32 protein-coding genes, 1 tRNA gene and 1 pseudogene are annotated in these 25303 nt (G+C 36.0%); 28 read left to right on the top strand and 6 right to left on the bottom strand.

Going from position 1 to position 25303, the window contains the following annotated elements:
• The 5 genes from H9655_RS20785 (at position 1) to tsaD (ending at position 3287) form a co-directional block, all read left to right on the top strand.
• Positions 1-77: transfer RNA gene (locus H9655_RS20785), tRNA-Asp, on the top strand.
• 582 nt (positions 78-659) lie between these two features.
• Entirely contained in the window at positions 660-1115 is a 456-nt protein-coding gene (gene tsaE / locus H9655_RS20780) for a tRNA (adenosine(37)-N6)-threonylcarbamoyltransferase complex ATPase subunit type 1 TsaE (RefSeq protein ID WP_191817143.1), read from the top strand.
• Complete coding sequence (gene tsaB / locus H9655_RS20775) at positions 1112-1819, top strand: tRNA (adenosine(37)-N6)-threonylcarbamoyltransferase complex dimerization subunit type 1 TsaB (RefSeq protein WP_191817142.1); 708 nt, start codon at positions 1112-1114, stop codon at positions 1817-1819. Before tsaE ends, tsaB begins: the two co-directional genes overlap by 4 nt.
• Entirely contained in the window at positions 1816-2268 is a 453-nt protein-coding gene (gene rimI / locus H9655_RS20770; RefSeq protein WP_191817141.1) for a ribosomal protein S18-alanine N-acetyltransferase, read from the top strand. Before tsaB ends, rimI begins: the two co-directional genes overlap by 4 nt.
• Entirely contained in the window at positions 2265-3287 is a 1023-nt protein-coding gene (gene tsaD, locus H9655_RS20765) for a tRNA (adenosine(37)-N6)-threonylcarbamoyltransferase complex transferase subunit TsaD (RefSeq protein WP_191817140.1), read from the top strand. The genes rimI and tsaD overlap by 4 nt, the downstream gene beginning before the upstream one ends.
• A gap of 286 nt (positions 3288-3573) precedes the next feature.
• Here the strand turns inward: tsaD and H9655_RS20760 are convergent, their stop codons facing one another.
• A complete protein-coding gene (locus H9655_RS20760; RefSeq protein WP_191817139.1) occupies positions 3574-5499 on the bottom strand; it encodes an ABC-F family ATP-binding cassette domain-containing protein in 1926 nt (641 codons plus the stop codon).
• A 142-nt stretch (positions 5500-5641) separates the two neighbouring features.
• Here H9655_RS20760 and moaC point away from each other — a divergent pair, with 142 nt between their 5' ends.
• On the top strand, positions 5642-6124 hold the full coding sequence (moaC, locus tag H9655_RS20755) for a cyclic pyranopterin monophosphate synthase MoaC (RefSeq protein ID WP_191817138.1): 483 nt from the start codon (positions 5642-5644) through the stop codon (positions 6122-6124).
• A 23-nt stretch (positions 6125-6147) separates the two neighbouring features.
• Positions 6148-6786 carry a redox-sensing transcriptional repressor Rex gene (locus tag H9655_RS20750; RefSeq protein WP_191817137.1) on the top strand — a complete coding sequence of 213 codons (639 nt, stop codon included), beginning with the start codon at positions 6148-6150 and terminating at the stop codon, positions 6784-6786.
• Positions 6787-6816: 30 nt separating this feature from the next.
• On the opposite strand, the gene H9655_RS20745 is transcribed toward H9655_RS20750, so the two are convergent.
• Both H9655_RS20745 and H9655_RS20740 read right to left on the bottom strand, forming a co-directional pair.
• On the bottom strand, positions 6817-7020 hold the full coding sequence (locus H9655_RS20745; protein WP_095370806.1) for a DUF4305 domain-containing protein: 204 nt from the start codon (positions 7018-7020) through the stop codon (positions 6817-6819).
• 6 nt (positions 7021-7026) lie between these two features.
• A complete protein-coding gene (locus tag H9655_RS20740) occupies positions 7027-7755 on the bottom strand; it encodes a CPBP family intramembrane glutamic endopeptidase (protein WP_191817136.1) in 729 nt (242 codons plus the stop codon).
• 265 nt (positions 7756-8020) lie between these two features.
• On the opposite strand from H9655_RS20740, the gene groES reads away from it, so the two are divergent.
• Both groES and groL read left to right on the top strand, forming a co-directional pair.
• A complete protein-coding gene (gene groES, locus H9655_RS20735; RefSeq protein ID WP_095370804.1) occupies positions 8021-8305 on the top strand; it encodes a co-chaperone GroES in 285 nt (94 codons plus the stop codon).
• A gap of 60 nt (positions 8306-8365) precedes the next feature.
• Complete coding sequence (groL, locus tag H9655_RS20730) at positions 8366-9994, top strand: chaperonin GroEL (protein WP_191817135.1); 1629 nt, start codon at positions 8366-8368, stop codon at positions 9992-9994.
• 77 nt (positions 9995-10071) lie between these two features.
• Here groL and H9655_RS20725 read toward each other — a convergent pair whose 3' ends face one another.
• On the bottom strand, positions 10072-11259 hold the full coding sequence (locus H9655_RS20725) for a site-specific integrase (protein WP_191817134.1): 1188 nt from the start codon (positions 11257-11259) through the stop codon (positions 10072-10074).
• Positions 11260-11273: 14 nt separating this feature from the next.
• A complete protein-coding gene (locus H9655_RS20720) occupies positions 11274-11756 on the bottom strand; it encodes a helix-turn-helix domain-containing protein (protein WP_191817133.1) in 483 nt (160 codons plus the stop codon).
• A 133-nt stretch (positions 11757-11889) separates the two neighbouring features.
• Between H9655_RS20720 and H9655_RS20715 the strand changes: the two genes are divergently transcribed.
• The 17 genes from H9655_RS20715 (at position 11890) to H9655_RS20635 (ending at position 22776) form a co-directional block, all read left to right on the top strand.
• On the top strand, positions 11890-12147 hold the full coding sequence (locus H9655_RS20715) for a helix-turn-helix domain-containing protein (RefSeq protein ID WP_191817132.1): 258 nt from the start codon (positions 11890-11892) through the stop codon (positions 12145-12147).
• The gene (locus H9655_RS20710; protein ID WP_318245527.1) at positions 12141-12455 is read left to right on the top strand and encodes a helix-turn-helix domain-containing protein; all 315 of its coding nucleotides are present in this window, start codon (positions 12141-12143) and stop codon (positions 12453-12455) included. The genes H9655_RS20715 and H9655_RS20710 overlap by 7 nt, the downstream gene beginning before the upstream one ends.
• Positions 12452-12673 carry a hypothetical protein gene (locus tag H9655_RS20705; protein WP_225230788.1) on the top strand — a complete coding sequence of 74 codons (222 nt, stop codon included), beginning with the start codon at positions 12452-12454 and terminating at the stop codon, positions 12671-12673. The genes H9655_RS20710 and H9655_RS20705 overlap by 4 nt, the downstream gene beginning before the upstream one ends.
• Positions 12666-12887 (top strand): hypothetical protein, encoded by a 222-nt coding sequence (locus H9655_RS20700; protein ID WP_191817129.1) that lies wholly within the window; start codon positions 12666-12668, stop codon positions 12885-12887. The genes H9655_RS20705 and H9655_RS20700 overlap by 8 nt, the downstream gene beginning before the upstream one ends.
• A gap of 17 nt (positions 12888-12904) precedes the next feature.
• Positions 12905-13090: a hypothetical protein gene (locus tag H9655_RS20695; protein WP_191817128.1), complete on the top strand. Its 186-nt coding sequence runs from the start codon at positions 12905-12907 to the stop codon at positions 13088-13090.
• A gap of 101 nt (positions 13091-13191) precedes the next feature.
• Positions 13192-13452, top strand: a complete 261-nt coding sequence (locus H9655_RS20690; protein ID WP_191817127.1) for a hypothetical protein — start codon at positions 13192-13194, stop codon at positions 13450-13452.
• 165 nt (positions 13453-13617) lie between these two features.
• A complete protein-coding gene (locus H9655_RS20685; protein WP_225230787.1) occupies positions 13618-15846 on the top strand; it encodes a DNA primase family protein in 2229 nt (742 codons plus the stop codon).
• A 303-nt stretch (positions 15847-16149) separates the two neighbouring features.
• Complete coding sequence (locus H9655_RS20680) at positions 16150-16350, top strand: hypothetical protein (protein WP_191817125.1); 201 nt, start codon at positions 16150-16152, stop codon at positions 16348-16350.
• Between the two features lie 87 nt (positions 16351-16437).
• The gene (locus H9655_RS20675) at positions 16438-17637 is read left to right on the top strand and encodes a phage portal protein (RefSeq protein ID WP_191817124.1); all 1200 of its coding nucleotides are present in this window, start codon (positions 16438-16440) and stop codon (positions 17635-17637) included.
• Positions 17634-18215: an HK97 family phage prohead protease gene (locus tag H9655_RS20670; protein ID WP_191817123.1), complete on the top strand. Its 582-nt coding sequence runs from the start codon at positions 17634-17636 to the stop codon at positions 18213-18215. Before H9655_RS20675 ends, H9655_RS20670 begins: the two co-directional genes overlap by 4 nt.
• Positions 18216-19478 carry a phage major capsid protein gene (locus H9655_RS20665; protein WP_191817122.1) on the top strand — a complete coding sequence of 421 codons (1263 nt, stop codon included), beginning with the start codon at positions 18216-18218 and terminating at the stop codon, positions 19476-19478.
• Between the two features lie 67 nt (positions 19479-19545).
• On the top strand, positions 19546-19824 hold the full coding sequence (locus tag H9655_RS20660) for a head-tail connector protein (RefSeq protein WP_191817121.1): 279 nt from the start codon (positions 19546-19548) through the stop codon (positions 19822-19824).
• Positions 19825-19827: 3 nt separating this feature from the next.
• On the top strand, positions 19828-20139 hold the full coding sequence (locus tag H9655_RS20655) for an HNH endonuclease (RefSeq protein ID WP_191817120.1): 312 nt from the start codon (positions 19828-19830) through the stop codon (positions 20137-20139).
• A gap of 100 nt (positions 20140-20239) precedes the next feature.
• A complete protein-coding gene (locus tag H9655_RS20650; protein ID WP_191817119.1) occupies positions 20240-20590 on the top strand; it encodes a hypothetical protein in 351 nt (116 codons plus the stop codon).
• Positions 20580-22232 carry a terminase large subunit gene (locus H9655_RS20645; RefSeq protein WP_225230786.1) on the top strand — a complete coding sequence of 551 codons (1653 nt, stop codon included), beginning with the start codon at positions 20580-20582 and terminating at the stop codon, positions 22230-22232. The genes H9655_RS20650 and H9655_RS20645 overlap by 11 nt, the downstream gene beginning before the upstream one ends.
• A gap of 11 nt (positions 22233-22243) precedes the next feature.
• Positions 22244-22570, top strand: coding sequence for a phage head closure protein (locus H9655_RS20640; protein WP_191817117.1), 327 nt, complete (start codon positions 22244-22246; stop codon positions 22568-22570).
• Positions 22567-22776, top strand: a complete 210-nt coding sequence (locus H9655_RS20635; protein ID WP_191817116.1) for a hypothetical protein — start codon at positions 22567-22569, stop codon at positions 22774-22776. The genes H9655_RS20640 and H9655_RS20635 overlap by 4 nt, the downstream gene beginning before the upstream one ends.
• A gap of 425 nt (positions 22777-23201) precedes the next feature.
• Here the strand turns inward: H9655_RS20635 and H9655_RS20630 are convergent.
• Positions 23202-23393: pseudogene (locus H9655_RS20630) on the bottom strand (tyrosine-type recombinase/integrase); the annotation flags it as partial.
• Positions 23394-24011: 618 nt separating this feature from the next.
• Between H9655_RS20630 and H9655_RS20625 the strand changes: the two are divergent.
• Together H9655_RS20625 and H9655_RS20620 are read left to right on the top strand one after the other, a co-directional pair.
• The gene (locus tag H9655_RS20625) at positions 24012-24437 is read left to right on the top strand and encodes a hypothetical protein (RefSeq protein WP_191817114.1); all 426 of its coding nucleotides are present in this window, start codon (positions 24012-24014) and stop codon (positions 24435-24437) included.
• Positions 24421-24747, top strand: a complete 327-nt coding sequence (locus tag H9655_RS20620) for a hypothetical protein (RefSeq protein WP_191817113.1) — start codon at positions 24421-24423, stop codon at positions 24745-24747. Before H9655_RS20625 ends, H9655_RS20620 begins: the two co-directional genes overlap by 17 nt.
• The last annotated feature ends 556 nt before the right edge of the window (positions 24748-25303 follow it).

Here is a 25303-nt window from a genome sequence, read left to right as displayed (position 1 = left end):
GGTCCGGTAGTTCAGTTGGTTAGAATGCCTGCCTGTCACGCAGGAGGTCGCGGGTTCGAGTCCCGTCCGGACCGCCAGTTTAATTTTATATGTGAAACATATCGAAACAGGGAACTTGTTTCGTTTTTTTTATGTAGAAAACGTTCTTAAATATAGGTTCTATAATAAAAGAATTGTTTTGTGCCTAAGTAGAAAAGCACATCATGACTAATTTTGTATGTTCCCGATAGTAAGATAACGCACTATTTACCAAAATCCATATGAATGTCTGAAAGAAATGAATCAAAGCATTCTAACCTTTTCTAATAACTGCAATGATTAGTTTACAACTATCACTTTACACTCGCCATTTGGCGGGTTTTCTTTTTGTCAAAAGACAAATGCAAATTAGCATGCATAAAAACTGACAGGTTAATCATGACAGGAGGAACATTCAAAACGATCGATACCACTCCATGCGCAGGAACGCTCATTTAAGGCTTCCCGACTATCGGCTCTATAATTGTTATCTTCATTTTTTGTATAGTTTGTAATCAACTATCATTTACTGTTCCGACAAATCAAAGTGTTCTTTGCTGTCTATGAAAAAATCATGTAAACTACATGTATATGTGTCATTAATATTGTAAATAAATGAAAGACCAAATGTAGGTGATAAAATGGATCAATTCCAGTGGTATACAAAAAATACTGAAGAAACAATGGCGTTTGCTAAAAGGCTCGGAGAAAAAGCAGCTGCAGGTGATGTCATTTTATTAGAAGGTGACTTAGGGGCAGGTAAAACAACATTTACGAAGGGGCTTGCTTTAGGCCTTGGTATTGAACGAAATGTGAATAGCCCTACATTTACTATTATAAAGGAATACAATGGTCGTCTGCCTTTGTACCATATGGATGTTTACCGAGTGGAAGATGGCGAAGAAGATCTTGGGTTTGATGAGTACTTTCATGGACAAGGTGTGACTGTCGTGGAATGGGCACATCTAATAGAAGAGCAACTGCCAGAAGAAAGGTTAAAGATTGCTATTCATTACACTGGTAATGAAGAACGAAGAATAGCACTCCATCCAAAAGGAAAACGCTATGTGAAGCTGTGTGAGGAGTTAGTAAAATGAAAATATTAGCTATAGATACGTCAAATTATACACTAGGAATCGCTCTAGTAGATGACGATAAAATTATCGGGGAATATATCACGAATATCAAAAAGAATCACTCCGTTCGCGTCATGCCCGCGATAGAAATGCTTTTAAAGGATTGCGATACATTGCCACAAGATCTCGAAAAGATTGTTGTTGCAGAAGGACCCGGTTCATATACGGGTGTGAGAATTGGTGTAACAATTGCTAAAACATTAGCTTGGACGTTAAATATACCTCTTTCCGGTGTATCCAGTTTAGCTGTGTTGGCAGCGAGTGCAGGCAGTTATTTTAACGGTGTTATCTCACCGTTATTTGATGCGAGAAGAGGTCAGATTTATACCGGCCTATATCAATTTCAAGAGAGTCGGTTATTAGATCTAACTTCGGATCATCTAACGTTGACTGTTAATTGGACGCAACGTTTATTAGAAAGAGAAGAACCGGTTTTATTTGTCGGTAATGATTTATCCATACACAAGGAACAAATCAAAGCAGACTTAGGGGAGCGGGCATTTTTCGCACGATTAACTGAACAAAATCCTCGTCCTGCTGAATTGGCCATTTTAGGTAGAGATAAGGAAGCTGTGAATATCCACAACTTTGTCCCTAATTACATCCGTCTTGCTGAAGCAGAGGCAAAATGGATTGAAGCTACGAAAGGGAGCAAGTCCCAATGACCAGCAAATTAACGTTTCGGTTAATGACCGAAGATGATATTGATGAAGTAATAAAAATAGAAGAGGCATCTTTTTCTTCACCTTGGAGTAGAGAGGCCTTTTATAATGAAATGACAATGAACCAATTCTCAGTCTACGTGGTGTTAGAAGATGGAGAAGAATTGATCGGATACGGTGGAGCATGGGTGGTCACAGATGAGGCTCATGTAACAAATGTAGCGATACTACCGAGACATAGAGGGAAGAAACTTGGCGAGGCGTTAATGGTCCAACTGATGACCGTTGCAAAAGAAATGGGTGCACTTAAAATGACCCTAGAAGTAAGAGTCAGTAACATGGTAGCAAGACGATTGTATAGCAAGCTAGGATTCCAAGAAGGCGGCATAAGAAAAAATTATTATTCGGATAATCATGAAGATGCTTTAGTAATGTGGGTGAATATAAAATGAAAAAAGACCAATATATATTAGGGATAGAAACAAGTTGTGATGAAACAGCGGTAGCCATCATTAAAAATGGTAGAGAGATCATCGCTAATGTTGTCGCTTCTCAAATTGAAAGTCATAAAAGGTTCGGTGGGGTTGTGCCAGAAATCGCTTCAAGGCACCATGTAGAACAAATGACCATTGTATTAGAAGAAGCGTTAAATAAAGCGAGTATGACGATGAACGATATTGATGCTGTGGCTGTGACAGAAGGCCCAGGGTTAGTCGGTGCCTTACTTGTCGGTGTAAATGCAGCGAAGGCGATTGCTTTTGCTCATCAAAAGCCACTTATCGGTGTGCACCATATAGCAGGGCATATTTATGCCAATCGCTTAATTAAAGAAATGACTTTCCCGGCGCTTGCATTAGTCGTTTCAGGCGGGCATACAGAGCTCGTTTATATGAAAGAACATGGTGACTTTGAAGTGATTGGCGAAACAAGGGATGATGCTGCTGGAGAAGCCTATGATAAAGTAGCGAGAGTTCTAAATATGCCATATCCAGGTGGGCCGCATATTGATCGCCTTGCACATGAAGGAGAAGCGACAATTAAGCTTCCACGTGCGTGGCTAGAAGAAGGCTCCTTTGATTTTAGTTTCAGTGGATTGAAGTCTGCCGTTATCAACACAGTGCATAATGCTGAACAACGTGGAGAGACCATCTTACCAGAGGATTTAGCAGCGAGCTTTCAAGAAAGCGTCATTGAGGTATTAGTAACCAAGACCTTAAAAGCAGTCGAGGCATATGATGTGAAACAATTACTATTAGCAGGTGGCGTTGCAGCAAATAAAGGACTTCGTAAAGCATTAACAGAAACGTTTAAGAATAAGGAAGAGATAGACTTGGTGATTCCGCCATTACATTTATGCACAGATAACGCAGCGATGATTGCTGCAGTGGGGGCTATTATGTTTGAAAAAGGTGTGTCCTCAGATATGAGTATGAATGCCAACCCGGGATTAGATATTCAGTTTCAACCATAATAATTAAGACTAGTGAATTGTTAACATCTATTCACTAGTCTTTTGTTTTTAGAAGTGAAGCAGAAAAGTTATTCACAATATCATGTAAAGTATAGGTAGCACAGCAATTGTGGATAATATTAAAATTTTCAGAGTTTTTGTTGATAAGTATGATAAAAAATGTGGATAATGTGGAAAAGTGTTATTTTACTTATTGTTAATTCATTTGTAATGTGAATAAAAATGTGGACAATTTACTTATGAAAAGAAAAGCTGGGGATAAGTGAATTATCCCCAGCACGTTCAGTTACATTAAATCGCCCAATTCGCTCCATTCTTCAAGTAACTCCTCAAGTTGTGCTTTTATAGCATCATTTTTAGTTGTAATCTCGAGGACTTTCTCGTGGTCCTGGAAGATTTCAGGGTCACAGAGTTGTTCATCATAAGTTTCAATTTGCGCTTCTAACTCTTCGATTAATTGCTCAATTTCTGTCAGCCTTCTTTTGCGCTGTCTTTCTAGTTTTTTCGCTTCCTTATCTTGTTGGTAACTTTGCTTTTCCGGTTTAGTGGTACTTTCTTGTGGCGCATCTGCTGATTCGAAAAGCTCTATTTCTTCAATCTCCGCTTTTTTATCCACATAGTAATCATAATCCCCTAAAAATTCTGTTGCTCCACTTGTTGATAACTCAATCACTTTTGTGGCAATCCTATTAATAAAATAGCGGTCATGAGATACAAAGAGGAGCGTACCTGGAAAATCAATTAGTGCATTTTCAAGAATTTCTTTACTATCAAGATCTAAATGGTTGGTCGGCTCATCTAGTATAAGGACATTTGCTTTTTGCAACATCAACTTAGCTAATGCTAATCGAGCTTTTTCTCCACCACTTAATGTAGAGACAATTTTAAGAACATCATCTCCTGAGAAGAGGAAGTTACCTAACACGGTACGTACATCTTTTTCAGGCATAAGAGGGTAATCATCCCAAAGCTCATTTAATACGGTTTTATTTGAACTCAAATCAGCTTGCTGTTGGTCGTAATACCCAATGCGGATATTTGATCCATATTGAAACGTACCATCTAAAGCTGGTAGCTTGTCCACCAGTGTTTTTAATAATGTGGACTTCCCAATCCCATTTGGCCCAACTAAAGCGATAGAATCGCCCCGAGACATGCGAAATGAAATATGATCACTAATCTTTTCTTGTTGATAGCCAATTGCTAAAGAGTCAGTGGTTAGTACATCATTGCCTGATTGACGTTCAATTTGAAAGCCGAATGTTGCTGACTTTTCATCCCCTTGGGGACGATCCATTCGCTCCATCTTCTCAAGTTGTTTGCGTCGGCTTTGTGCACGCTTCGTTGTCGAAGCACGGGCAAGGTTGCGTTGAACAAAGTCTTCTAGTTTCGCAATTTCTTCTTGTTGTTTTTCATACAATTTCAAGTCGCGTTCATAATTGGCTGCTTTTTGGTCAAGATATTTGCTGTAGTTACCAACGTATTTTTTAATATGGTTACGTGATAGTTCATATACTTGGTTGACGACTTTATCTAGGAAATAGCGGTCATGTGAGACAATTAAAATAGCACCATCATAACCACTAAGATACTGCTCCAGCCATGACAATGTTTCAATATCTAAATGGTTGGTCGGCTCATCTAAAATCAATAAATCAGGTTTGGTCAACAATAGTTTAGCTAGTGCGAGTCGCGTCCGTTGCCCACCGCTTAATGCAGAAATTTTTGTATCATAGCTAAACGATTGAAAATTAAGGCCATGTAGTACAGAACGAATGTCTGCCTCGTATTGATAGCCACCTTGCTCTTTAAAGTTGACTTGCATTTGATCATAGGTTTTTAAAATTTTATCGTAAGCTTCGCGGTTTTCGATGAGTGTGGCATCGCCCATCTGTGTTTCTAGTAAGCGCAGTTCTTTCTCCTGTTTCCGCAAATAATCAAAAACGGTAAGCATTTCATCCCAAATCGATAGCTCAGATTCTAGTCCGGTATTTTGTGCAAGATAACCGATTTTGGTTTCTTTCGATTGAATAATTTCACCGGAGTCATAGGACATATGTCCAGCAATAATTTTTAAAAGGGTTGATTTGCCCGCACCATTACGTCCAACTAATGCAATGCGGTCTCTTGTTTGGACTTCAAGCTTTATATTCATCAATATAGGATCAGCCACAAAACTTTTCGAAAGCTGATTAACCTGTAATAATATCATTATATTTCACCTCTGTTATAGTGATAGTGTACCTTAATCAGGTGAGGTTCGGCAATAAAGTCACGATTTGGATAGAATATATAAAAACTACATTACACAGATGAATCGAAATAGTGTATCATTTTTATGTGAGGTGTTATAAATGGCTGAATTTACACATTTTAATAAAGAGGGCAGAGCAAAGATGGTGGATGTAAGTGAAAAACCACAAACTGCCCGTACAGCAATTGCTCATAGTAGTGTAGAGCTAAATGAAGAAATCTATCAGAAAATCACTGATGGCAAGATGAAAAAGGGAGATGTGCTTGCGGTTGCGCAAGTGGCAGGCATTATGGCTGCGAAAAAGACGTCTGATATTATCCCGATGTGTCATCCCCTTGCCTTAACCGGAATTGATATATCCTTCAATTGGGAAGAGGTAGAGGCTCAGTATGTGTTACATATTGATTGTACAGTGAAAACAAACGGACATACCGGAGTAGAAATGGAAGCGTTGACAGCTGCTACAGCTACCGCTTTAACGGTATATGATATGTGCAAAGCAGTAGATAAAGGCATGGTAATAGGACCAACATATTTAGTAGAGAAAACCGGTGGTAAAAACGGTGATTTTAGAAGGGCTTAAGTAAATGGAATGGAGTGGAGCCTATGTCCAATGAATCAACGAAAATCCCTCAAGCAACGGCTAAGCGATTGCCTTTGTATTATCGTTTTTTGAAAAATTTACACGCATCAGGAAAACAGCGAGTTTCTTCAGCAGAATTAAGTGAAGCGGTGAAAGTAGATTCTGCAACAATTCGACGAGATTTCTCCTATTTCGGTGCATTAGGGAAAAAAGGTTATGGGTATAATGTCAATTACTTATTAGGATTTTTCCGTAAGACACTCGATCAAGATGAAGTGACAAAGGTAGCATTAATTGGTGTAGGGAATCTAGGTACAGCGTTTTTAAATTATAATTTTTTAAAAAATAATAATACAAAGATTGAAGTGGCATTTGATGTTTCAGAAAGTAGGGTTGGCACGTCTATAGGCGAAGTACCTGTTCGTCATTTAGATGAACTAGAAAAGTTGATTGATGAGCACCATATTCAAGTCGTCATTTTGACTGTACCGTCTCATGCTGCCCAACCAATTACGGATCGAATCGTTAAAAGTCATGTAAAGGGAATCTTGAACTTTACGCCAGCGCGGTTAACTGTTCCTTCCCATATTCGCATCCACCACATTGATTTGGCGGTCGAATTGCAATCATTAGTATACTTCTTAAAACACTATCCATCATAAAAAAAGGAGCTGACCCGAGTGGAGTCAGCTCTATTTTTTATCCTCTTTCTTTTTCATGCGATAATGCATAGCGATTAACTTAATCCCACCACCAATATCGAAAGTGGCAAAAATCAAAATGAAAATCGTTAGAAATCCCCAACCTCCACCGTTTTGAAGATTAATAATCGCAAAGTAAATAAATACAAATCCAAAAAGAAGGGAGATAATCCCTGTGAACAAAGGTGTTCTCATCCAACATCATCCTAATCTGCTAAAAATCATTTGTACCGTTTCTATGTCTGTCATATATTTTTCTAGCTTATCCATATTCAATTGAATCACAACGACAAAGGTATTCATTGCTACATGAGCAATGATCGGTACAAGAATACGATTGGTTTTTACATATAAAAACGCAAACGTAAAGCCCATCGCTGCATAAAGAAGTAAGTGCTCAATTTCCCCATGCGCGAGAGAGAAAATTAATGAACTAATCAGTGCTGATAAAAAGAAGTTCAATCGTTTATGCAAGGAACCAAAAATGATTTTCCTGAAAATGATCTCTTCTAATATCGGACCAATAATAGAAACGACGAGAATCACAATAGCAGACGTTTCAATTAAAGACATAATTTGCTGTGTATTGTCTGACCCCATCTCAATGCCGAGCATTAATTCAATATTCGCTGCAATGGTTTGAGCCATAAATGCTAGCGGAATACCTGCAATCGCCCACCCGATAGAAGTCGATAATGGTGCTTGTTTCCTCATTGGCATCTCTTTACGTTCTTTCCGTAAAAACCACAAAGTTAATAGAAGAGTGATTGTAAAGCTAATGACAATCCAGAGTGGCGGGGCAATTTTAGCAACCTCATCAAAGCTGTATCCTAACATATTACCAAGAAAAAGAATGGCAGGAACGCCAACGATGGCTGATAATTGCATGGCTATATAAATCATAATGATAAACCAATACTCTTTTTTCAAAGGCTAGTCTCCTATTCATAAAGAAGTTACACTAATATTTATTTTACCCGTAAAACGCCATTGGTTTCAAATAGTACATCCTTATGAAGTGCATAAAACAAATAGAAGTTGTATAGAATGGAGAGGTTCGTATTTTTTTTGCAAAATTGAAAGGTTCTTACTTGCAAAAAAGAGTAGTTTTGATTAATATAATAATTGTGTTAGCACTCAAGACTAACGAGTGCTAATAAAATAATTTTCAAATGAATTGAGGAGGTTGTTTCACTTGTTGAAGCCACTAGGTGATCGAATTATTATCGAGCTTGTTGAAACGGAAGAAAAAACTGCAAGCGGTATCGTACTACCAGATAGCGCGAAAGAAAAGCCTCAAGAAGGTAAAGTCGTAGCAGTTGGTACTGGACGTGTACTAGAAAATGGTGAACGTGTAGCATTAGAAGTTGCAGAAGGCGACCTTATTATCTTCTCAAAATATGCAGGAACAGAAGTGAAATACGAAGGTACAGAATACTTAATTTTACGTGAAAACGACATTCTTGCTGTGATCGGTTAATAAAACAACAGCGATATACTTAAGATAAAGATTTTTAACTATTAGAGGAGGTACTTAATAATGGCTAAAGATATTAAATTTAGTGAAGACGCTCGCCGCGCGATGCTTCGTGGTGTGGATACACTTGCAGATGCAGTAAAAGTAACTCTTGGACCTAAAGGACGTAACGTGGTTCTTGAGAAGAAATTCGGTTCTCCATTAATTACAAATGATGGTGTAACAATCGCTAAAGAAATCGAACTAGAAGATGCATTCGAAAACATGGGTGCGAAACTAGTTGCTGAAGTAGCAAGTAAAACAAACGACGTAGCTGGTGACGGTACAACAACTGCAACGGTTCTAGCGCAAGCAATGATCCGCGAAGGGTTGAAAAACGTTACAGCTGGTGCAAACCCTATGGGTATCCGTAAAGGGATCGAAAAAGCGGTTGCAACAGCAGTTGAAGAACTAAAAGCTATCTCTAAACCAATCGAAGGCAAAGAGTCTATTGCACAAGTTGCATCCATCTCTGCTGCTGACGAAGAAGTTGGACAATTAATCGCTGAAGCTATGGAGCGTGTAGGTAACGACGGTGTTATCACAATCGAAGAATCTAAAGGATTCACTACAGAAATGGATATCGTTGAAGGTATGCAATTCGACCGTGGATACAGCTCAGCTTACATGGTAACAGATACTGATAAAATGGAAGCAGTATTAGATGATCCTTACATCTTAATCACTGACAAAAAAATCGCAAGCATTCAAGAAGTATTACCAGTACTAGAGCAAGTTGTACAACAAGGTAAACCATTACTTCTTATCGCTGAAGATGTAGAAGGCGAAGCATTATCTACATTAGTAGTGAACAAATTACGTGGAACATTCAATGCAGTAGCTGTTAAAGCGCCTGGATTCGGTGACCGTCGTAAAGCAATGCTTGAAGATATCGCTATCCTAACTGGCGGTGAAGTAATCACTGAAGAGCTAGGTCGCGATCTTAAATCTGCTACAATCGACTCTCTAGGACGTGCTTCTAAAGTCGTTGTAACAAAAGAAAACACAACAATCGTTGAAGGTGCTGGCGCAAGCGACCAAATCGCAGGCCGCGTAAACCAAATCCGTAAACAAATGGACGAAACAACTTCTGAATTCGACCGTGAAAAATTACAAGAACGCCTTGCTAAACTAGCTGGTGGCGTAGCAGTCGTAAAAGTTGGAGCAGCTACAGAAACAGAATTAAAAGAACGCAAACTACGCATTGAAGATGCCCTAAACTCTACACGCGCAGCTGTAGAAGAAGGTATGGTATCTGGTGGTGGTGTTGCCCTTCTTAACGTATACAACAAAGTTGCTGCATTACAAGAAGAAGGCGATATTCAAACAGGTATCAACATTGTATTACGTGCAATGGAAGAACCAGTACGCACAATCGCTCACAACGCAGGTTTAGAAGGATCAATCATCGTAGATCGCCTAAAACGCGAAGCAGTAGGCACAGGCTTCAACGCTGCAACAGGCGAATGGGTAAACATGATCGACGCTGGTATCGTTGACCCTGCCAAAGTAACACGTTCAGCTCTACAAAACGCTGGTTCAGTCGCTGCCATGTTCCTAACAACAGAAGCAGTCGTAGCTGACAAACCAGAAGAAAACGCACCTGCAATGCCTGATATGGGCGGTATGGGTGGAATGGGCGGCATGATGTAGGATGGGTTTTAAAACATTGATATATCAATGTTTATAGCCTATGAGCTTATATCAGACCACCGATAAAACCACCGATATTAGTCAGTGAGATTTTTAGAGAGGTCTTTCATTAAGTTACTAAACTTAGTGGAAGCCTCTTTTTTAATGTTCTTTGTCATATGAGCGTATATGTCCATAGTTGTATTAATATCGCTATGCCCTAATCGTTCTTGTATCTCTTTAATATGGACGTTCGCTTCAATTAGTAATGAAGTATGAGTATGTCTAAATGAATGAGGTGTAACATGTTTTTTTATTTTTGTCTTTTTCAATAAACGCTGCATTCTTATAGCAATGTTTTTAATGGTTTTAGGATAACCTTCATTAGTAGCAAAGATAAAATCTTTATCATGGTAGAAGGGTTTATTTTCCTTCTTGATTTTATCTTGTTCTAGTTGGTGCAGCTGGAGTAACTCAATTAAAATTGGATCAATAGTTATAGTTCTTATTGAACCTTCTGTTTTTGGGGTTAATAACGTATATTTTTCTTTGTTGTTTGTTGGATTGTAATACGTTTTTATAACTCTTAAGGTGTGGTTATTGAAATCAATATCGGACCATTTTAATGCTATCATTTCACCGATTCTTAAACCTGTATAAGCTAGCATGGTGAAAGAAAGTAAATCACTTTCTAAACCTTCATTTTTTGCAGTTGTTAAAAATTCTTCTAATTCCTCTTTTTCAAGAAACTTTTCTTGTATTTTGTCTTGTTCCAGATCTGAAACAGTTTTCTTTTTCTTGGGTAATGTAATATCTTTTGTAGGTGTTTCTTTAAGTAATTTATTTTCCCGAGCATATTCAAAAACCATATTTGCAGAGGTATGAATACTTGAAACATAATTATAACTAAATTTATTTGCCAACTTATCTATGGTATCTTGATATGCTTTTTTACTTATTTTTTGTATTGCTACATTGCCAAACTCATTTTTAATATGTTTTAAAGCCTTAGTTCTAGCCCTTAAACTACTTTCTTTTGCTTGAGTAATATAATGCTTTTCCCAGTCACTACATAAAGCGTTAAACGTAATTTTTGAAGGCTCTATATACTCATTATTATTGATTTGTCGTTCAATTAGTGCAGCAGCAAGTTTAGCATCTTTTTGAGTTAAAAAACCTTGTTTATATTTTCTTTTTTCTTTTCCAGTGATTGGATCAGTGCCGATATAAACCACATAACCCCATCTAATACCGTTTTTAGTTTTCTTCTTGTATATACGAGCCATTTAATAATCACCGCCTATTCTAATAGTGTTTTAATAATATTTTTTAATTTTTGTTGTGTCTCATCATCTATTAATTCATTATCTTTAAAGAAATAAAAGTTACCCTCATTATCCTCATTCAAATAAATAGGAATTGAAATTTCATTTCTATACAATTCTTTAGATTGCTCTATTAAATCTACTTGTTTTTTACCTACTTCAATTTCACCTTTTAATATTTCATCCACATTACTAAAAAAGTCTAATGCCCTACTTTGTCGTTTTGCAACTTCATCCTCATAACCAGCTTCACTTAATAAAAGTGTGTAGGAAGATTTATAACCCTTTGAAAGTTTATACAGTGTTTCCATAGATGGGTTTTTCTTTTTTCCATTTTCTAAATTTGAGATGTAAGTGTTTGGTACACCTGTTTTTGCTTCAGCTTCCCTTAAAGTGTAGTTATTACTTTTCCTTAACCGCTTTAAGTAATCGCCTAATTTATTATCCTTTTCGTCCATATTCCAACCCCCTTAAATTTACTCTTAGTTTATATGATAAATAAAAAATTTGCAATCCGTGGAATATTTTTCTTGCAATCCGTGGAATATGGTGTTATGCTAACTACAGATAGCAAGAAGGCAGGTGAAAAAAGTGAATCGAATAAAGGAGATCCGAAAACAAAAAGGCTTTAAACAAAAGGATATTTCCTTCATTACAGGACTTAATGTAACAACTATTTCAAACTATGAGACAGGTTATCGTAAGCCGTCCATGAATGCAGCCTATAAGATAGCAAAGGCATTAGGTGTTACTGTTAACGATTTATTCATTATAGAAATTGACGAGACCATAGAGCAAAAGGCAAAGGCAATGACATTAAATAAAGAAAGGGGTGAATGTCGGTGTTAAGCGTTCAAATTGATGATAAGACAGTTACTACATTACTTGAAAAAGCAATCAATGAACGAGTTGATGAACTAGCAAAACAAAAATATTTTATGTCGTACAAAGAATTATCCGAGTACCTAAATATCAGTAAGCCCATCATTGAGGATCGTTTAATTAAAAACGGTTTGAAGTATTACAAGGTAGGAACTAAATACTTGTTCAAGAAAAATGAGGTTGATGAATTTCTTGATGATATGACAGCAAGTATGACAGCTACCAATAACGATATTAAGTTTTTTAATAAATTGAAAGGAGCTGCTATAAGGTGAAAAAAGGAGTGGGCAAGGTGGGAAAATACGAATTTAAAGCCAATATAGACCTAAACACAGGTAGCGAAATTGAAACAGGAAATGTATCTATTTTCGATAAGGAAAGAGAAAAATTTGTAAGTATTGTACAAGTACAGGCTAGAGATCGAGAACACTTCATGGAAATTGCAGAAAGTATTAAGAATGCTTTTCTTATGGGTGGTGAGAAGAATGAGTAAGTTACCAGTAGCAAAACATTTAACAAATGAAGAATATAAACTTTTATTAGAAACATACGCAAGGCATAATTCAGCATTTGGACTTGAAAAACGCAAAGATTACACGTTATCCGATATTGTCAAAGTCGAAAGAAACACCGAAGAAAACTGCTTGAATGTTCATTACCGTAATGGTGATTGGTGGCATTATCTGCCTAATAGAACGTGGTATTAAAAAAGGGGGTTATTAATATGCAGGCACCAAAAGTTAATGAATTAGATTTAGATTCAATGCTTGAAAGAGCGGAAATAACAACTGGTATTTTAAGAGTTGTATATGCACTTCAAGAAATTAAAGATTACACGAAGGAAAATGCAGCGCAAGAATTATTAGAAGTGTTAAATGATAGAGGTTACCTAGATCATGGGTTTATCTAAAATAAAAAAGGAAGTGGATAACTTGAACAACAAGGGGTTAACAGATGAAGAATTAAAGCTAATCGTACAATTTGTAAAGTTGATTGGAGGTAAATAAATCAATGCAGAAAAAGTTAATTGATATAAATAACGAAGCTGACGGTATCATGGTTAATTTAGAAGTTATCGAAGGTCAAATGATATTTTTTGGACACTTGATTGAGGATATGCGGCAATACCCAGACGCAATGGCTTCTGATGTAAGGTTTGGTCAAACACAAAAACAGTTAAGCGCAATTTACACCTTATTTTACGAGCAACTAAAAGAAATCGGGGAATATCAAGAAACTATTTCCAAGTTATCGAGTGAACACCATGAATGAAAAATTCATAGATCGTTTTTATCTAATAGCATTTGTTGGAACATTGATATTTTTATACATTGCACTAATAAACGCATGAAAAGGTGTAAAAATCTGGGGAGATCCTACACCTTTTCTAGAAGGGAAATTAATATTCCTTATCTCCCATCATTGTAACAAATTGTGATGGGAGAAACAAGAAATGGGGGAGGTGATTTATTGATTTACATTTCAAAAGGCTTTAAGACAAATAAACTAACAAAGGTAGAAACAGATGACGCCTTAGAGTGGATTGCTAACTTTACCCCAACAATGGTAAATCAGTTTGATGTAAAGGATAAAAGAGCCACAGCGAAAGCGAAAAACAACATTCATTATTTTATTAGTGGAAACATAAAGCCTAATGAAAATGGGGAATTTATCCGCAACGACAGCAATGTTATAAGCAAGGATCTTATTGTATTAGATTATGACGATGTCAACATGAATCGTAATGATTTTATAAATCACATTGACAATAAAATAAACGGTTATTCATATATCATCTATGAAACTATTAGAAGTAGGCTAGGTAATGAACGATACAGGTTAATACTAGAAGCTGAAAGGCCTTATAGCAAAGAGGAAAATGAACCGTTAATAAAACAAGTTGCCAATGTTATAGGTTTGCCGTTTGATAGTTCATCAATTACATGGAGCCAGTTACAAGGGCTACCAAGTGCATTTGATAAAGAAACAGATTCATATATTAAATTCGGTGAAGCTTATCCAGTAAAAGTAGAAATTGAACAAGTTGAGGAACCAAAAAATGAACCAGTAAAGGTTGAAAAACGTACACCTTTAAGCGCAAGAAGTACCACTTTGACTATAAGAAATTACATTGAAAGAGAAAAGGAAAATTTACAGGATTACACTAATTCTCTTTCATGCATTATGGTACTAGCGAAAAGCGTTCAAACTGGTGAAATTACTATTGAAAATGCAAGGAAATACGCAACAATGATTGCATTAGGTAATAGTGAATGGGAAGAAACTAACCTTTCAAAATTGGAAGCGGAAATTAAAAATAAAGACATTAGAACGGATTATTCCTTTAATGAAAAATTTTCTAAAACTATTAAAAGTGATGATAAAATTTCCACTTTTGATTGTGCAAAAACATTAATGAAAAAACATCATTTTGCGGTTATTGGTACAAGTGAGGACGCAAGACTTCATGTTTATATAGATGATGAAGGTATATACACTTCAAACATAAATTATATTTACAGGTTGATCTATCCAATAGAACCACAATTCACTGAAAAACAGGTGAAAGATGTTTATTTCAAAATTAAAATGCAATGCGACATAAAAGAAAGCATTAATTCACCAGATTTAATACCAGTTGGAAATGGTATCTATAATGCAGCAACAAAAAAGCTAGAATCATTTTCGCCAAAAAAGGTGTTTACTACAAAAATATCAACAAATTATGTAGAAAATGCACCTAAGCCAAAATGGAACTTTGATTCATGGTTGAATGAAATTGCTTGTAATGATTCAGAAGTAGTTAAGCTACTATGGGAAATTATTAACGAATCGTTAAACGGCAATTATACCAGAGGGAAATATTTCATTTTAGTTGGATCTGGTAACAACGGTAAAGGTACATTCCAGCAATTACTAATAAATCTGATAGGTGAAAAAAACGTATCCACTTTAAAAATGCATGAAATAGGTGAGAAGTTTAAACCGTTCCAGATGGTAGGAAAGACATTAAATATTGGTGATGATATTGCTGGTAGTTATATTGAAAATAACTCCAATTTACAAAGTATTGCTACTGGGGATTATATAACCGTAGAACAAAAAGGACGAGATCCATTCACAGTGCAGCTTAAATTGGCTATGTTATTCAGTGCTAATGAGATTCCTAAAATAAGAAACAAGAGTAACGGAACTTATAGACGAATGGTGATACTTCCATTCAATGCGAACTTTAACGGAAAGGTAGAAGATCCAACCATTAAAGAGGTTAAGTTAAAATCAAAGGACGTTTTAGAATATATACTTTTTAAAGCGTTACAGATGGAATTTAAAAAATTTTCCATTCCAGATGTTGTAAAACAACAATTAGAAGAATACAAAGAGTTTAATAATCCAATTGTTGAATTCTATAAAAACGAATATAAAGATGAAGAAATAGCAGAAGTTGACAATGTACCTACAGACTATGTTTATAAAGAATATCAATATTTTTGCCAAAATAACGGATATAAGTTCAAGTCAAAAAGACAGTTTGTTATTGAATTTCAAGAACTGTTAGGCGAAGGATATATGAAAAAATCTGCTAGACCTAGTAGAGAATTTCTTAATATGGCAAGTTGGTATCCTGCTACTGGAAACTCCGTTCAATGTTTTGTATTAAATTAGAAGATTGTCGCACTTGTTGTACTTATGTCGCACTTTATTTTTAGAAGTGCGACATGAACAAGTACAGTTACATCAACGGTTAAAACTACTATGTCGCACTTGTTGTACTTCTATTCAACTTAAATATATGAATGTAGTAGTAGTGTAGTACAAAAATATGACTACTACCACTATATTAAAAGCGAATGTCAAATAGAAGTGCGACATGCGACAAATAACGTCAAACTATTGGGAGAGTAAGAACAAATAGTGTCGCACATAGTGAAAATAGAAGTGCGACAAATACAAAAAAGGGGTGAAAATATGAAAGAATATCTATCAAAAATAAAAATAAATGAGTTTGATAGTGTAGTAATATTTGCAGAAGGTGAAAATGAAGTCGAAACAATTGAACTAATTTGGACTAGCGAAAATGATATTTATCCATTTATCACAGTTTATTTTGAAGATGGAACGGAACGAACCTATTTAGGAAATAATGTTATCTGGTACGAAAAACAATAGAATAACTATAAGTAATACTTATAACAAAACCATGTTATAATAAGTATAACTTATAACTACGGAAAATTAATAAAGTGGGGTGAGTAAGTGGCAGGTTTTTTTGAAAGGATCTTTAACCGCAAAAAAGAGGAACCACAGAAAACGGAACGAGCGGAAATAATGAGCGGTGGAGCCGCAATATTTACACCGTTTAGCGGTAACGCATATGAAAGTGATATTTACAGGGCAGCAGTTGACGCCATAGCAAGAAATGCAGCCAAGTTAAAAGGAACGCATGTTATAACGTCCCCAGACAAAAGAAAAGAGGGCGATCATTATTTAAACCGCATATTACAAGTAAGACCTAATCCATATATGACAGCCTATGACTTAATTTATAAGCTGGTAACACATTACTACTTGTATAACAATGCTTTCGCCTTCTTACAGAAGGATAACAAAGGGAATTTAAAAGCAATTTATCCCTTATCCCCGCAAAGCGTTGAGTATATAACCGATCTAACAGGTGAAATGTATTGCCGTTTCTTATTTGCTAATGGAAAACATGTTATTTTGCCTTTTAAAGAAGTATTTACAGCAAGGCGATTTTTTAACAGTAACGATCTATTAGGCGATACGAATACGGCAATACTTCCAACGTTAGACCTAGCGCATACGCAAAATGAAGGGCTAGAAAATTCTATAAAAAGCAATGCAACCATAAGGGGCATATTGAAATACAACCAGGTATTAAGCCCAGAGAAACTAAAAGAGGAAAAAGCAGCATTTGTTGAGGATTATTTAACAGCGAGTAATAACGGTGGTATAGCAGCTTTAGATAGTAAATATGAATATACCCCTTTGGAATCAAAACCAGTTGCAATTGATGACAAACAACTAGATTCAGTGAAAAGGAAAATATACGAGTATTTGGGTATCAGTGAAAAGATTGTAAATAGTACCTATAACGAGGACGAATGGGCAGCGTTTTACGAAAGTGTTATTGAGACTTTAGCCGTTCAATTTTCTTTAGAACTTACAGATAAGCTATTTACCGAGCGTGAACAAGCGTTTGGAAATTCAATCATCTTTGAAGCAAACAGGCTACAATTTGCAAGCAATGAAACAAAAACAAATATTTTAAAAGAGCTTACACCTTATGGATTATTTACCATAAATCAAGCTTTAGAAATATTGAATATGCCACCAGTTGAGGACGGTGACAAGCGACTACAAACATTAAATGTAGTTAATGCAGAAAAAGCCGACCAGTATCAGTTAAGTGACAAAGGGGGTAATAACCAATGAAAGAATTGAGAGTAGCAGAACTAAGGGCAGCCGAGCCAAAAGAGCAAGGCGACCTTATTCTAACTGGTAGACCGATTATTTATGACGAGCCTACCACTATAAAAGCACCATTTGGGGAATATATCGAGGTTATAAAAAGAGGGGCTTTAGATAAAGCGGATATTACAGACGTTCGCTTACTTTATAACCACGATATGAATAAAATTCCTTTAGCAAGAACACCTAAGACAATGCAATTGTCAATAGATCCGGCAGGGTTATTGATGAGGGCAGAGCTACCAAATACAGAAGATGGAAAAAGCGTTCATACGGCAGTAGGGCGTGGCGATCTATCGGGTATGAGTTTTGCTTTTAAAGTACCAAAAGGCGGCAGCCACTATGACGCAAAAACAAATACCAGAACAATAACAAAAATTGAAAAGGTTTATGAGTGCAGTATAACGCCTTTTCCTGCTTATCCTCAAACTAGTGTAGAAGCTAGATCACAAATTGAGGATATATGGAAAGAGCTTAAAGCCCCAGAAAGACAAGCAGCGAAAATTAAATTAAATAAAATATTATCGAGGAGTGTTTTATAAATGAATTTTAAAACAGTACAAGAGGCATTTAACTATTACCGTAACCAATCTTTAGCAGTGATTGAACAAAGAGCAGCGCAAATTAAAGGGACGATTGACACAGATCCAAACGCAGATATTGTAACACTTAACATTGAAATTGAAGGATTAAACGAAGCTAAGAAAAACCTTCAAGAAAAAGAAAAGCAAAATAACAATAACAACCAAGCAGCCGTAGGGGGAGAAAACGGAACAGGGGAACAAAGAAGTTTCAATCCTATTACTGGAATGAACTTCAACCAACAAAACAAAGTGCCAACAGAAAATATTTTTGGTAGTACAGAATACCGCAACGCATTTTATAAAACTATGTTAGGTCAAAAACTTACAGATATTGAACAACGTACTTTTAATAAAGCAATGGAGCTACAAGAAACAGAACGCAGAGCAGACGCATTCAACACTACAACGAATAGTGCAGCCGTTTTACCAACGCAAACACTAAACGAAGTGATTAAAAAAGCCCGTACAATGGGTGGACTTATCGGGCATGTTAGAAACTTCAACATTCCTACAAATATCAGCGTACCAATTGGAACACCTTCCAGTAAGGCGCAATGGCATGTAGAAGGTGCAGCCGTTGAAAGTGAAAAGGTATCAACAGCTACAGTAAGCTTTAAAGGCTATGAGATCATTAAAGTATTTTCAATGAGTGCAGCTACTAAGAAAATGTCTATCCAAGCATTTGAATCATATATCACAGATGAACTTACTAATTGTGTGATGGAAGCTATTGCAGACGCATTAGTAAATGGTACTGGAGAAGGACAAGGCACAGGGCTAGACAGTGGTATTACATGGGACGCAACAAACAGCCTAGAACTTACAGGCGATTACACAGACTTCACAAAGGCTTTAGCATTGTTAAAACGTGGATATGGAGCAGGCGCAAAATTTGCTATGAGTAACGCTACACTATACAACAAAGTATATAGCTTAGTAGATGGTAACAAGCGACCTATCTTTATTGCAGATCCTAAGAATGAAAGCATTGGTTATATTCTAGGTAAAGAAGTTATCGTAGATGACAACCTAGCAGATGATACTATTATTCTAGGAAACTTCCAATACATGGGCTATAACATGCCAGAAGGTGTGATGATTGAAACTTCAAGGGAATCAAGCTTTAAGAGTGGATTAGTAGATTACCGAGCAATGGCGATTGCAGATACTAAGCCACTTGTACCAGAAGCATTTATTAAACTAGCACCAGCAACAGTATAAGCCTAACAACATTTCAAGGGGTATCAGTTTATACTGGTATCCCTTTTTCTAAAAGGAGTGATCTATATTGTTAATTGATATACAGGAAGCAAGGAACGCAGTAAGAGTAGATGGCGAGGACAACGATATTATCATTGTTCCCTTATTGGAATCTATACCTAGTTACCTAGAAGTAACAACAGGTAGAACATGGGAAGATGATACAGAGATACACCCATTAGCACAGACAGTAACAAAATTTATTTTACAATTATGGTTTGACCCTCAAGGACAAGACAGTGAACGACTTAAGCGCACTATAGACAACCTTTTAACGGCTTTAACAGCTTTAGGAAGGAATATGTAGGCTATGGCGCAAGATTATGCTAAAAGCTTCTATACAAGTAAGGAATGGGTTAAATGTAGGACTGGTTTCATGCAAAGCAAGCATTATATATGCGAAAGATGCGGAAATACAGCCGTTATTTGCCATCATAAGACCTATATAAGCCCTAAAAACATAAATAATCCTCAAATAACGCTTAATTGGAGCAATTTAGAAGCATTATGCCAAGATTGCCATAATAAGGAACATAACACGACAAGCCCAACTATTGAGGGAACAACGTTTGATGAAAACGGAAATTTAATAAAAGTAACCCCCCATCAAATTAATTTTTGAAGTGTTTGGGAGACCGTTGAGGGGGAGTTTTCTTTTCCTCTCCACGGGTTTTTATATAAGGCGAGGGTTATATTAGCAAGTGAAAAAAAGAGGTGAACATATGACAACTACTAGAAGAAAAGTAACCATTTCAACCGATATGAGGAAAGTTAAGAAACTATTAAAGGAAGTACCAGAGGACAGACAACCAATAGCAACAGGGATATATAATGAACTTGTTTTCATGCAGAATACATTGGCCACTTTAAAGGCACAGGTAGAAGATGAAGGGCCAGTAAACATGTTTAAGCAAGGTAAGCAAGAATTTTTAAGAGAACACCCAGCGTTAAAAGCCTATAACACGACCATACAACGCTTTAGCCTTCTTTATAAGCAATTAATAGACTTACTACCACGAACAGAAATAGAAGCGCAAAATGACGCTTTAATGGACTTTATAAATGGGGGATAACGTGAACTATATAAAAGAATATTGGAATGCAATTAAAGAAGGTAAAATAACCGTTTCAAAGCGTGTATTTAAGCAATATAAAAAATTGGTTAATGAAATTGATAACCCACAGCAATTTATTTTTAATGAAGCAAAGGCAAATAAACCAATAGCCTTTATAGAACGTTTTTGTAAGCATAGTAAGGGTGAATGGGCTGGAAAGCCTGTTACCCTTGAACTCTTTCAAAAAGCTTATATTAGTGCTTTATTTGGCTTCATAGATAAAGACACAGGCTTAAGACGTTTTAGAGAAAGTATGTTTTATGTTGCAAGAAAAAACGGAAAAACTACCATGTTGAGCGGTATAGCGTTATATATGCTTATGGCAGATGGTGAAGGCGGTGCAGAAGTTTACAGTATAGCTTCCAAGCGAGATCAAGCCCGTATATTGTTTGATGAAGCACACAACATGATAAAGCAAAGCCCATATTTATCAAAGCATATTAAAAAGCGTAAAATGGATCTATATTTTCCTCTTTCAATGTCTAGCTTAATGCCACTTGCTAAAAGTAGTAATACCCTTGATGGATTGAACGCTAGTTTAGTAGTCATAGACGAGCTTCATGGCATTGCAGACCGTAACTTATACGAGGTTATGAAGCAATCACAATCAGCACGGCAGCAACCTATTTTAATTATGATTACAACGGCTGGAACAGTAAGAGGAAATATATTTGATGATATGTACGAATACGCTTGTAACGTGGTAGATGGAAACTATAAAGACGATACCTTTTTACCCATTCTTTATGAGCTAGACGAAAAGAAGGAATGGAAAAAGCCAGAAGCATGGCAAAAAGCAAACCCTGCACTAGGAACAATTAAGAAACTAGATGACCTAGAAAATAAAGTGAAAAAGGCAAAGAACAATCCAAGCGATATAACAGGACTACTTACAAAAGACTTTAATGTAAGGGACACCGTTCATAGTGCATGGCTTACATTTGACGATATAAGTAACGAAGAAACATTTGATATATCACAATTTAAGAATTGCTATGCAATAGGTGGAGCCGATCTATCAATTACAACCGATTTAAGTTGTGCAACCCTCTTAATGGTGGATAAGGAAACAGAAAAGCGATATATACACCAAATGTATTGGCTTCCAAGAGATAGTTTTGAGCAAAGAGTACAAGAGGACAAAATACCTTATGATAAATGGCTAGATAAAGGCTTATTAAGACTATGTAACGGCAATTCAATTAATTATGGCGATATAACAGCGTGGTTTTTAGAAATGCTAAATGATTACAGTATTACGCCTTTATGGATCTACTATGATTCATACAGTGCTAAATATTGGGTGGAAGAAATGGAGCAATACGGCTTTAAAATGGTGAGATGTATTCAAGGGGCTAGAACGTTAAGCCTTCCAATGCAGCAAATGGGACAAGACCTTAAAGCAAAGAAAATTAATTATAATAACAGCCCTATTCTTAAATGGTGCTTAACAAATACGGGAATTGAAACAGATCGTAACGGTAATATCGTACCAGTAAAGAATCAAGCAGCTAAAATGAGGATTGATGGAACATCTTCTATGTTGGACGCATATGTAGGGCTATTTGAACACTATGAAGAATACTTAAGGGCACTATAGGAGGTTAAAACATGCTACAAATGAAGCATAGAATTACGTTTCAGCAAATGCAGGAATATGTAGACCCAGATACAGACCGAGTTGTTACAGATTGGGTAGATATAAAAAGTGTATGGTGTGCAGTTAAGACAATTAAGGGTAGAGAATACCTTTCAGCAGTAACAAGTAGGGAACACGTTGAAAGAACATACCGTTTTATTATCCGACACACCAACGGCATAGATGACAGCGCACAAACACGAATTAAATATAAAGATCGTTTCTTCAACATGGAAAGCGTGTTAAATGATGATGAAGAAAACTTAACTATGACGATTATAGGAGTTGAAACAGTATGACACCTAAGCAGCTAGACGATAAACTAGACGAAGCCCTAGAAAATTTTAGAGTAGCAACTCAATTTTCAGTAGAAACATTCGACCAAACACACCAGGACGATTTACTAAATAAAGATGACCTGGAAGAATTAAGCCGATATATTTTCTATTGCTTAAATGATTTTAAAAATATTATTTCAAGTTATGCAAAGAATACAAACCGTTGATTTTATAGTCAGCGGTTTTTGAATGCAAAAGAAAAAACGACCCCGTGTAAAGTCGTTTTCTCAAGTCACATATTCATTGGGAAGAGGGCATGGGATTCCAAGCCATACCTTCTTATATTGTTGTGTTACTACGTCAAGGCTAGCACTTAACGTAGGCTAGCTAACACAAGTTAATTATAACATAATTGTAGAATAAAAAAACCACCGAAAAAACACCGAGAGGATATAATATGACTCTTTTTTATGTATGAATGATTTATGTAAGTGTTGATTTAAAGGGGTTTTTAACATCTATTTTTTAGTGTTTTTAAGGTTACTGTATGGGCGGCATGATGTAATAAACATCATATAAACCCTTATATATCAAAAAAAGAAGGCTGTTTATTCAGCCTTCTTTTTTTGATAAAATCACTTTTCAGTCACATTTATTGCATTTTTAAAACCTCGCTAAAGTAGTTGCTTATCTTCTCATTTGCATTTCTTTTCATCTTTTCTGTAATATGTGTATAAATTTTCAGTGTCGTTTTTTCGTCATCATGACCAACCCTTTTCATAATAGTTGCTAAATCAATTTCTGCCTCGGCTAACATAGAAATATGAGTATGGCGAAAGATGTGTGGTATAGCCGGCTTGGATAGTTGTTTTCTTTAATATGAGATTCATTCTATTGATAAGATTTGAATAAATGGATACCCATTTTTTCGACAGAATACAAAATTTCCATCATGAGAATTTGAATCATTTCTTTTTTGGGGTCTAATTTTATTTTGCTTTATGAACTTTTAACATCATAATGGCTTCATCCATTACGAATGTTCGGATCGAAACTTTTGTCTTCGGAGGGGTCAATTCGTAATTGTGCATGTTATTGTTAGGATTATAAATAGTTTTCGTTATACGGATTTCGTTTGTATCAAAGTTGATATCTGTCCATTTAAGAGCACATAAATCTCCAACGCATTACCGAAAATGCTAGCAAATAGAATCGTTCTAGATCAAACTCCATCTCATACTCTTTCACCGCATTTAGAAATTCTGTTAACTCCCCATACTCCAAATATTTATCTTTAATTGAATCATTTTCAATATCTTCGGGTTCTCGACTCTCATTTTCTCCTTTATTGCATATTAAAAAATCATCCCTGCTGTTGTATGGACTCCTTCAATTGTTGTTTTAGTATAGAGTTTATAAATTTTTCCCCAATGCAGCATTAATTGAGGTTACCGCAAACTTAATGGCTGCCTATAGTATAACAGTTCAGAATGGCGCATTGGCAAATGCGCCTATTACACGTGCAAAATTACAAGATGCCATTATTGGTACTGTTCAAATTGATGATTTAGCTGTAACAGCTGCTAAAATTGTAAGCGTGAACGCTGACCGTATCAATGTAGGTGCATTGAGAGGTATTGACGTGTATGGAGCTAAGTTCCGTTCATCGGATGGTCTAACTAATTTAGAAATCATTGGTGGGAATGTCCGTCTTACACAGTCTAGTGGGCATTATGTAAATGTTAATTCTGACGGGTTGTTTGGATATAATTCAGGCGGTTCTCAACGATTTAGTGTTGATAGATCACTAGTAACAAGTGCTACTCTAGGTACAATTAATTCTAATGTTTATTTGGCTCCTGATTCAAATAATGAAGTCAGGGGTTGACATTTCAAGTATTCCATCAGATGGTGTTGCAGAGAATTATAGTTACAGACCTATCAGGGCTCAAGGATTACGTTTTGGCCCGGGATATAATGGATATATCGGAACAGATCGAGAAGTAAGAATAACAAGTTCAGCTTTTACGCAAGCTGACGGATCAGTGGTATACCGTGATTTACGAGCTTCTGTAATTTATGGTTTTGGTTTCAGCACTAATTCAACTAATGCTTATATTTATATAGGGTCAGATGATGAAACAAGGTTTGTTAACAAGGGATATGTGGGTGGTTCTTCTGGTACCGGTATACCGTAATGCGAAAGGATATAAGGGGTATTTTGCAGGGATTGCTACTAACACACAAGTGTTAATAATCTTAAAAAGCTTAATCCTGGCATTGATGTAGATGCATTGGAAATAGGTAGCAAATTAAATTTTAATTCTGGTGCCACTTATCATACTGTGAAAAAAGGTGAAACGGTATCGGAACTAGCAAAAAAATACGGTAGCACTATTAAGCAAATTAAAAACTGGAACGATCTAGATAACAATTACACGATTTATGTTGGTGAGAGTTTAAGAGTTGAGTAATAACAAGTCCTTCAGAAGTATGATGGAATTATTGAAAATTTAATTTATTTTTCTCCAATCAGTAGCTCTTAAGAATTTATTCGAAACTTTAATTGTAAATTGCGAATTAGAAGAAACGAAACCCTTTGTAGTATGAGTAATTGTATATCCTAAGGCTCCTGAATACCAATAATCACCCTGAATGGATAATTTAAGCATTTCCCAAGTCATCAAATATCTTCAACTCCTTAATAAACCTATCAATAATTATTAAATATGTACCTTTCTTAAAAATATACAT

It is taken from the genome of Cytobacillus stercorigallinarum, from assembly GCF_014836495.1.
Classification (GTDB): domain Bacteria; phylum Bacillota; class Bacilli; order Bacillales; family Cytobacillaceae; genus Cytobacillus; species Cytobacillus stercorigallinarum.
This window is presented reverse-complemented; position numbering and strand designations above follow the sequence as displayed.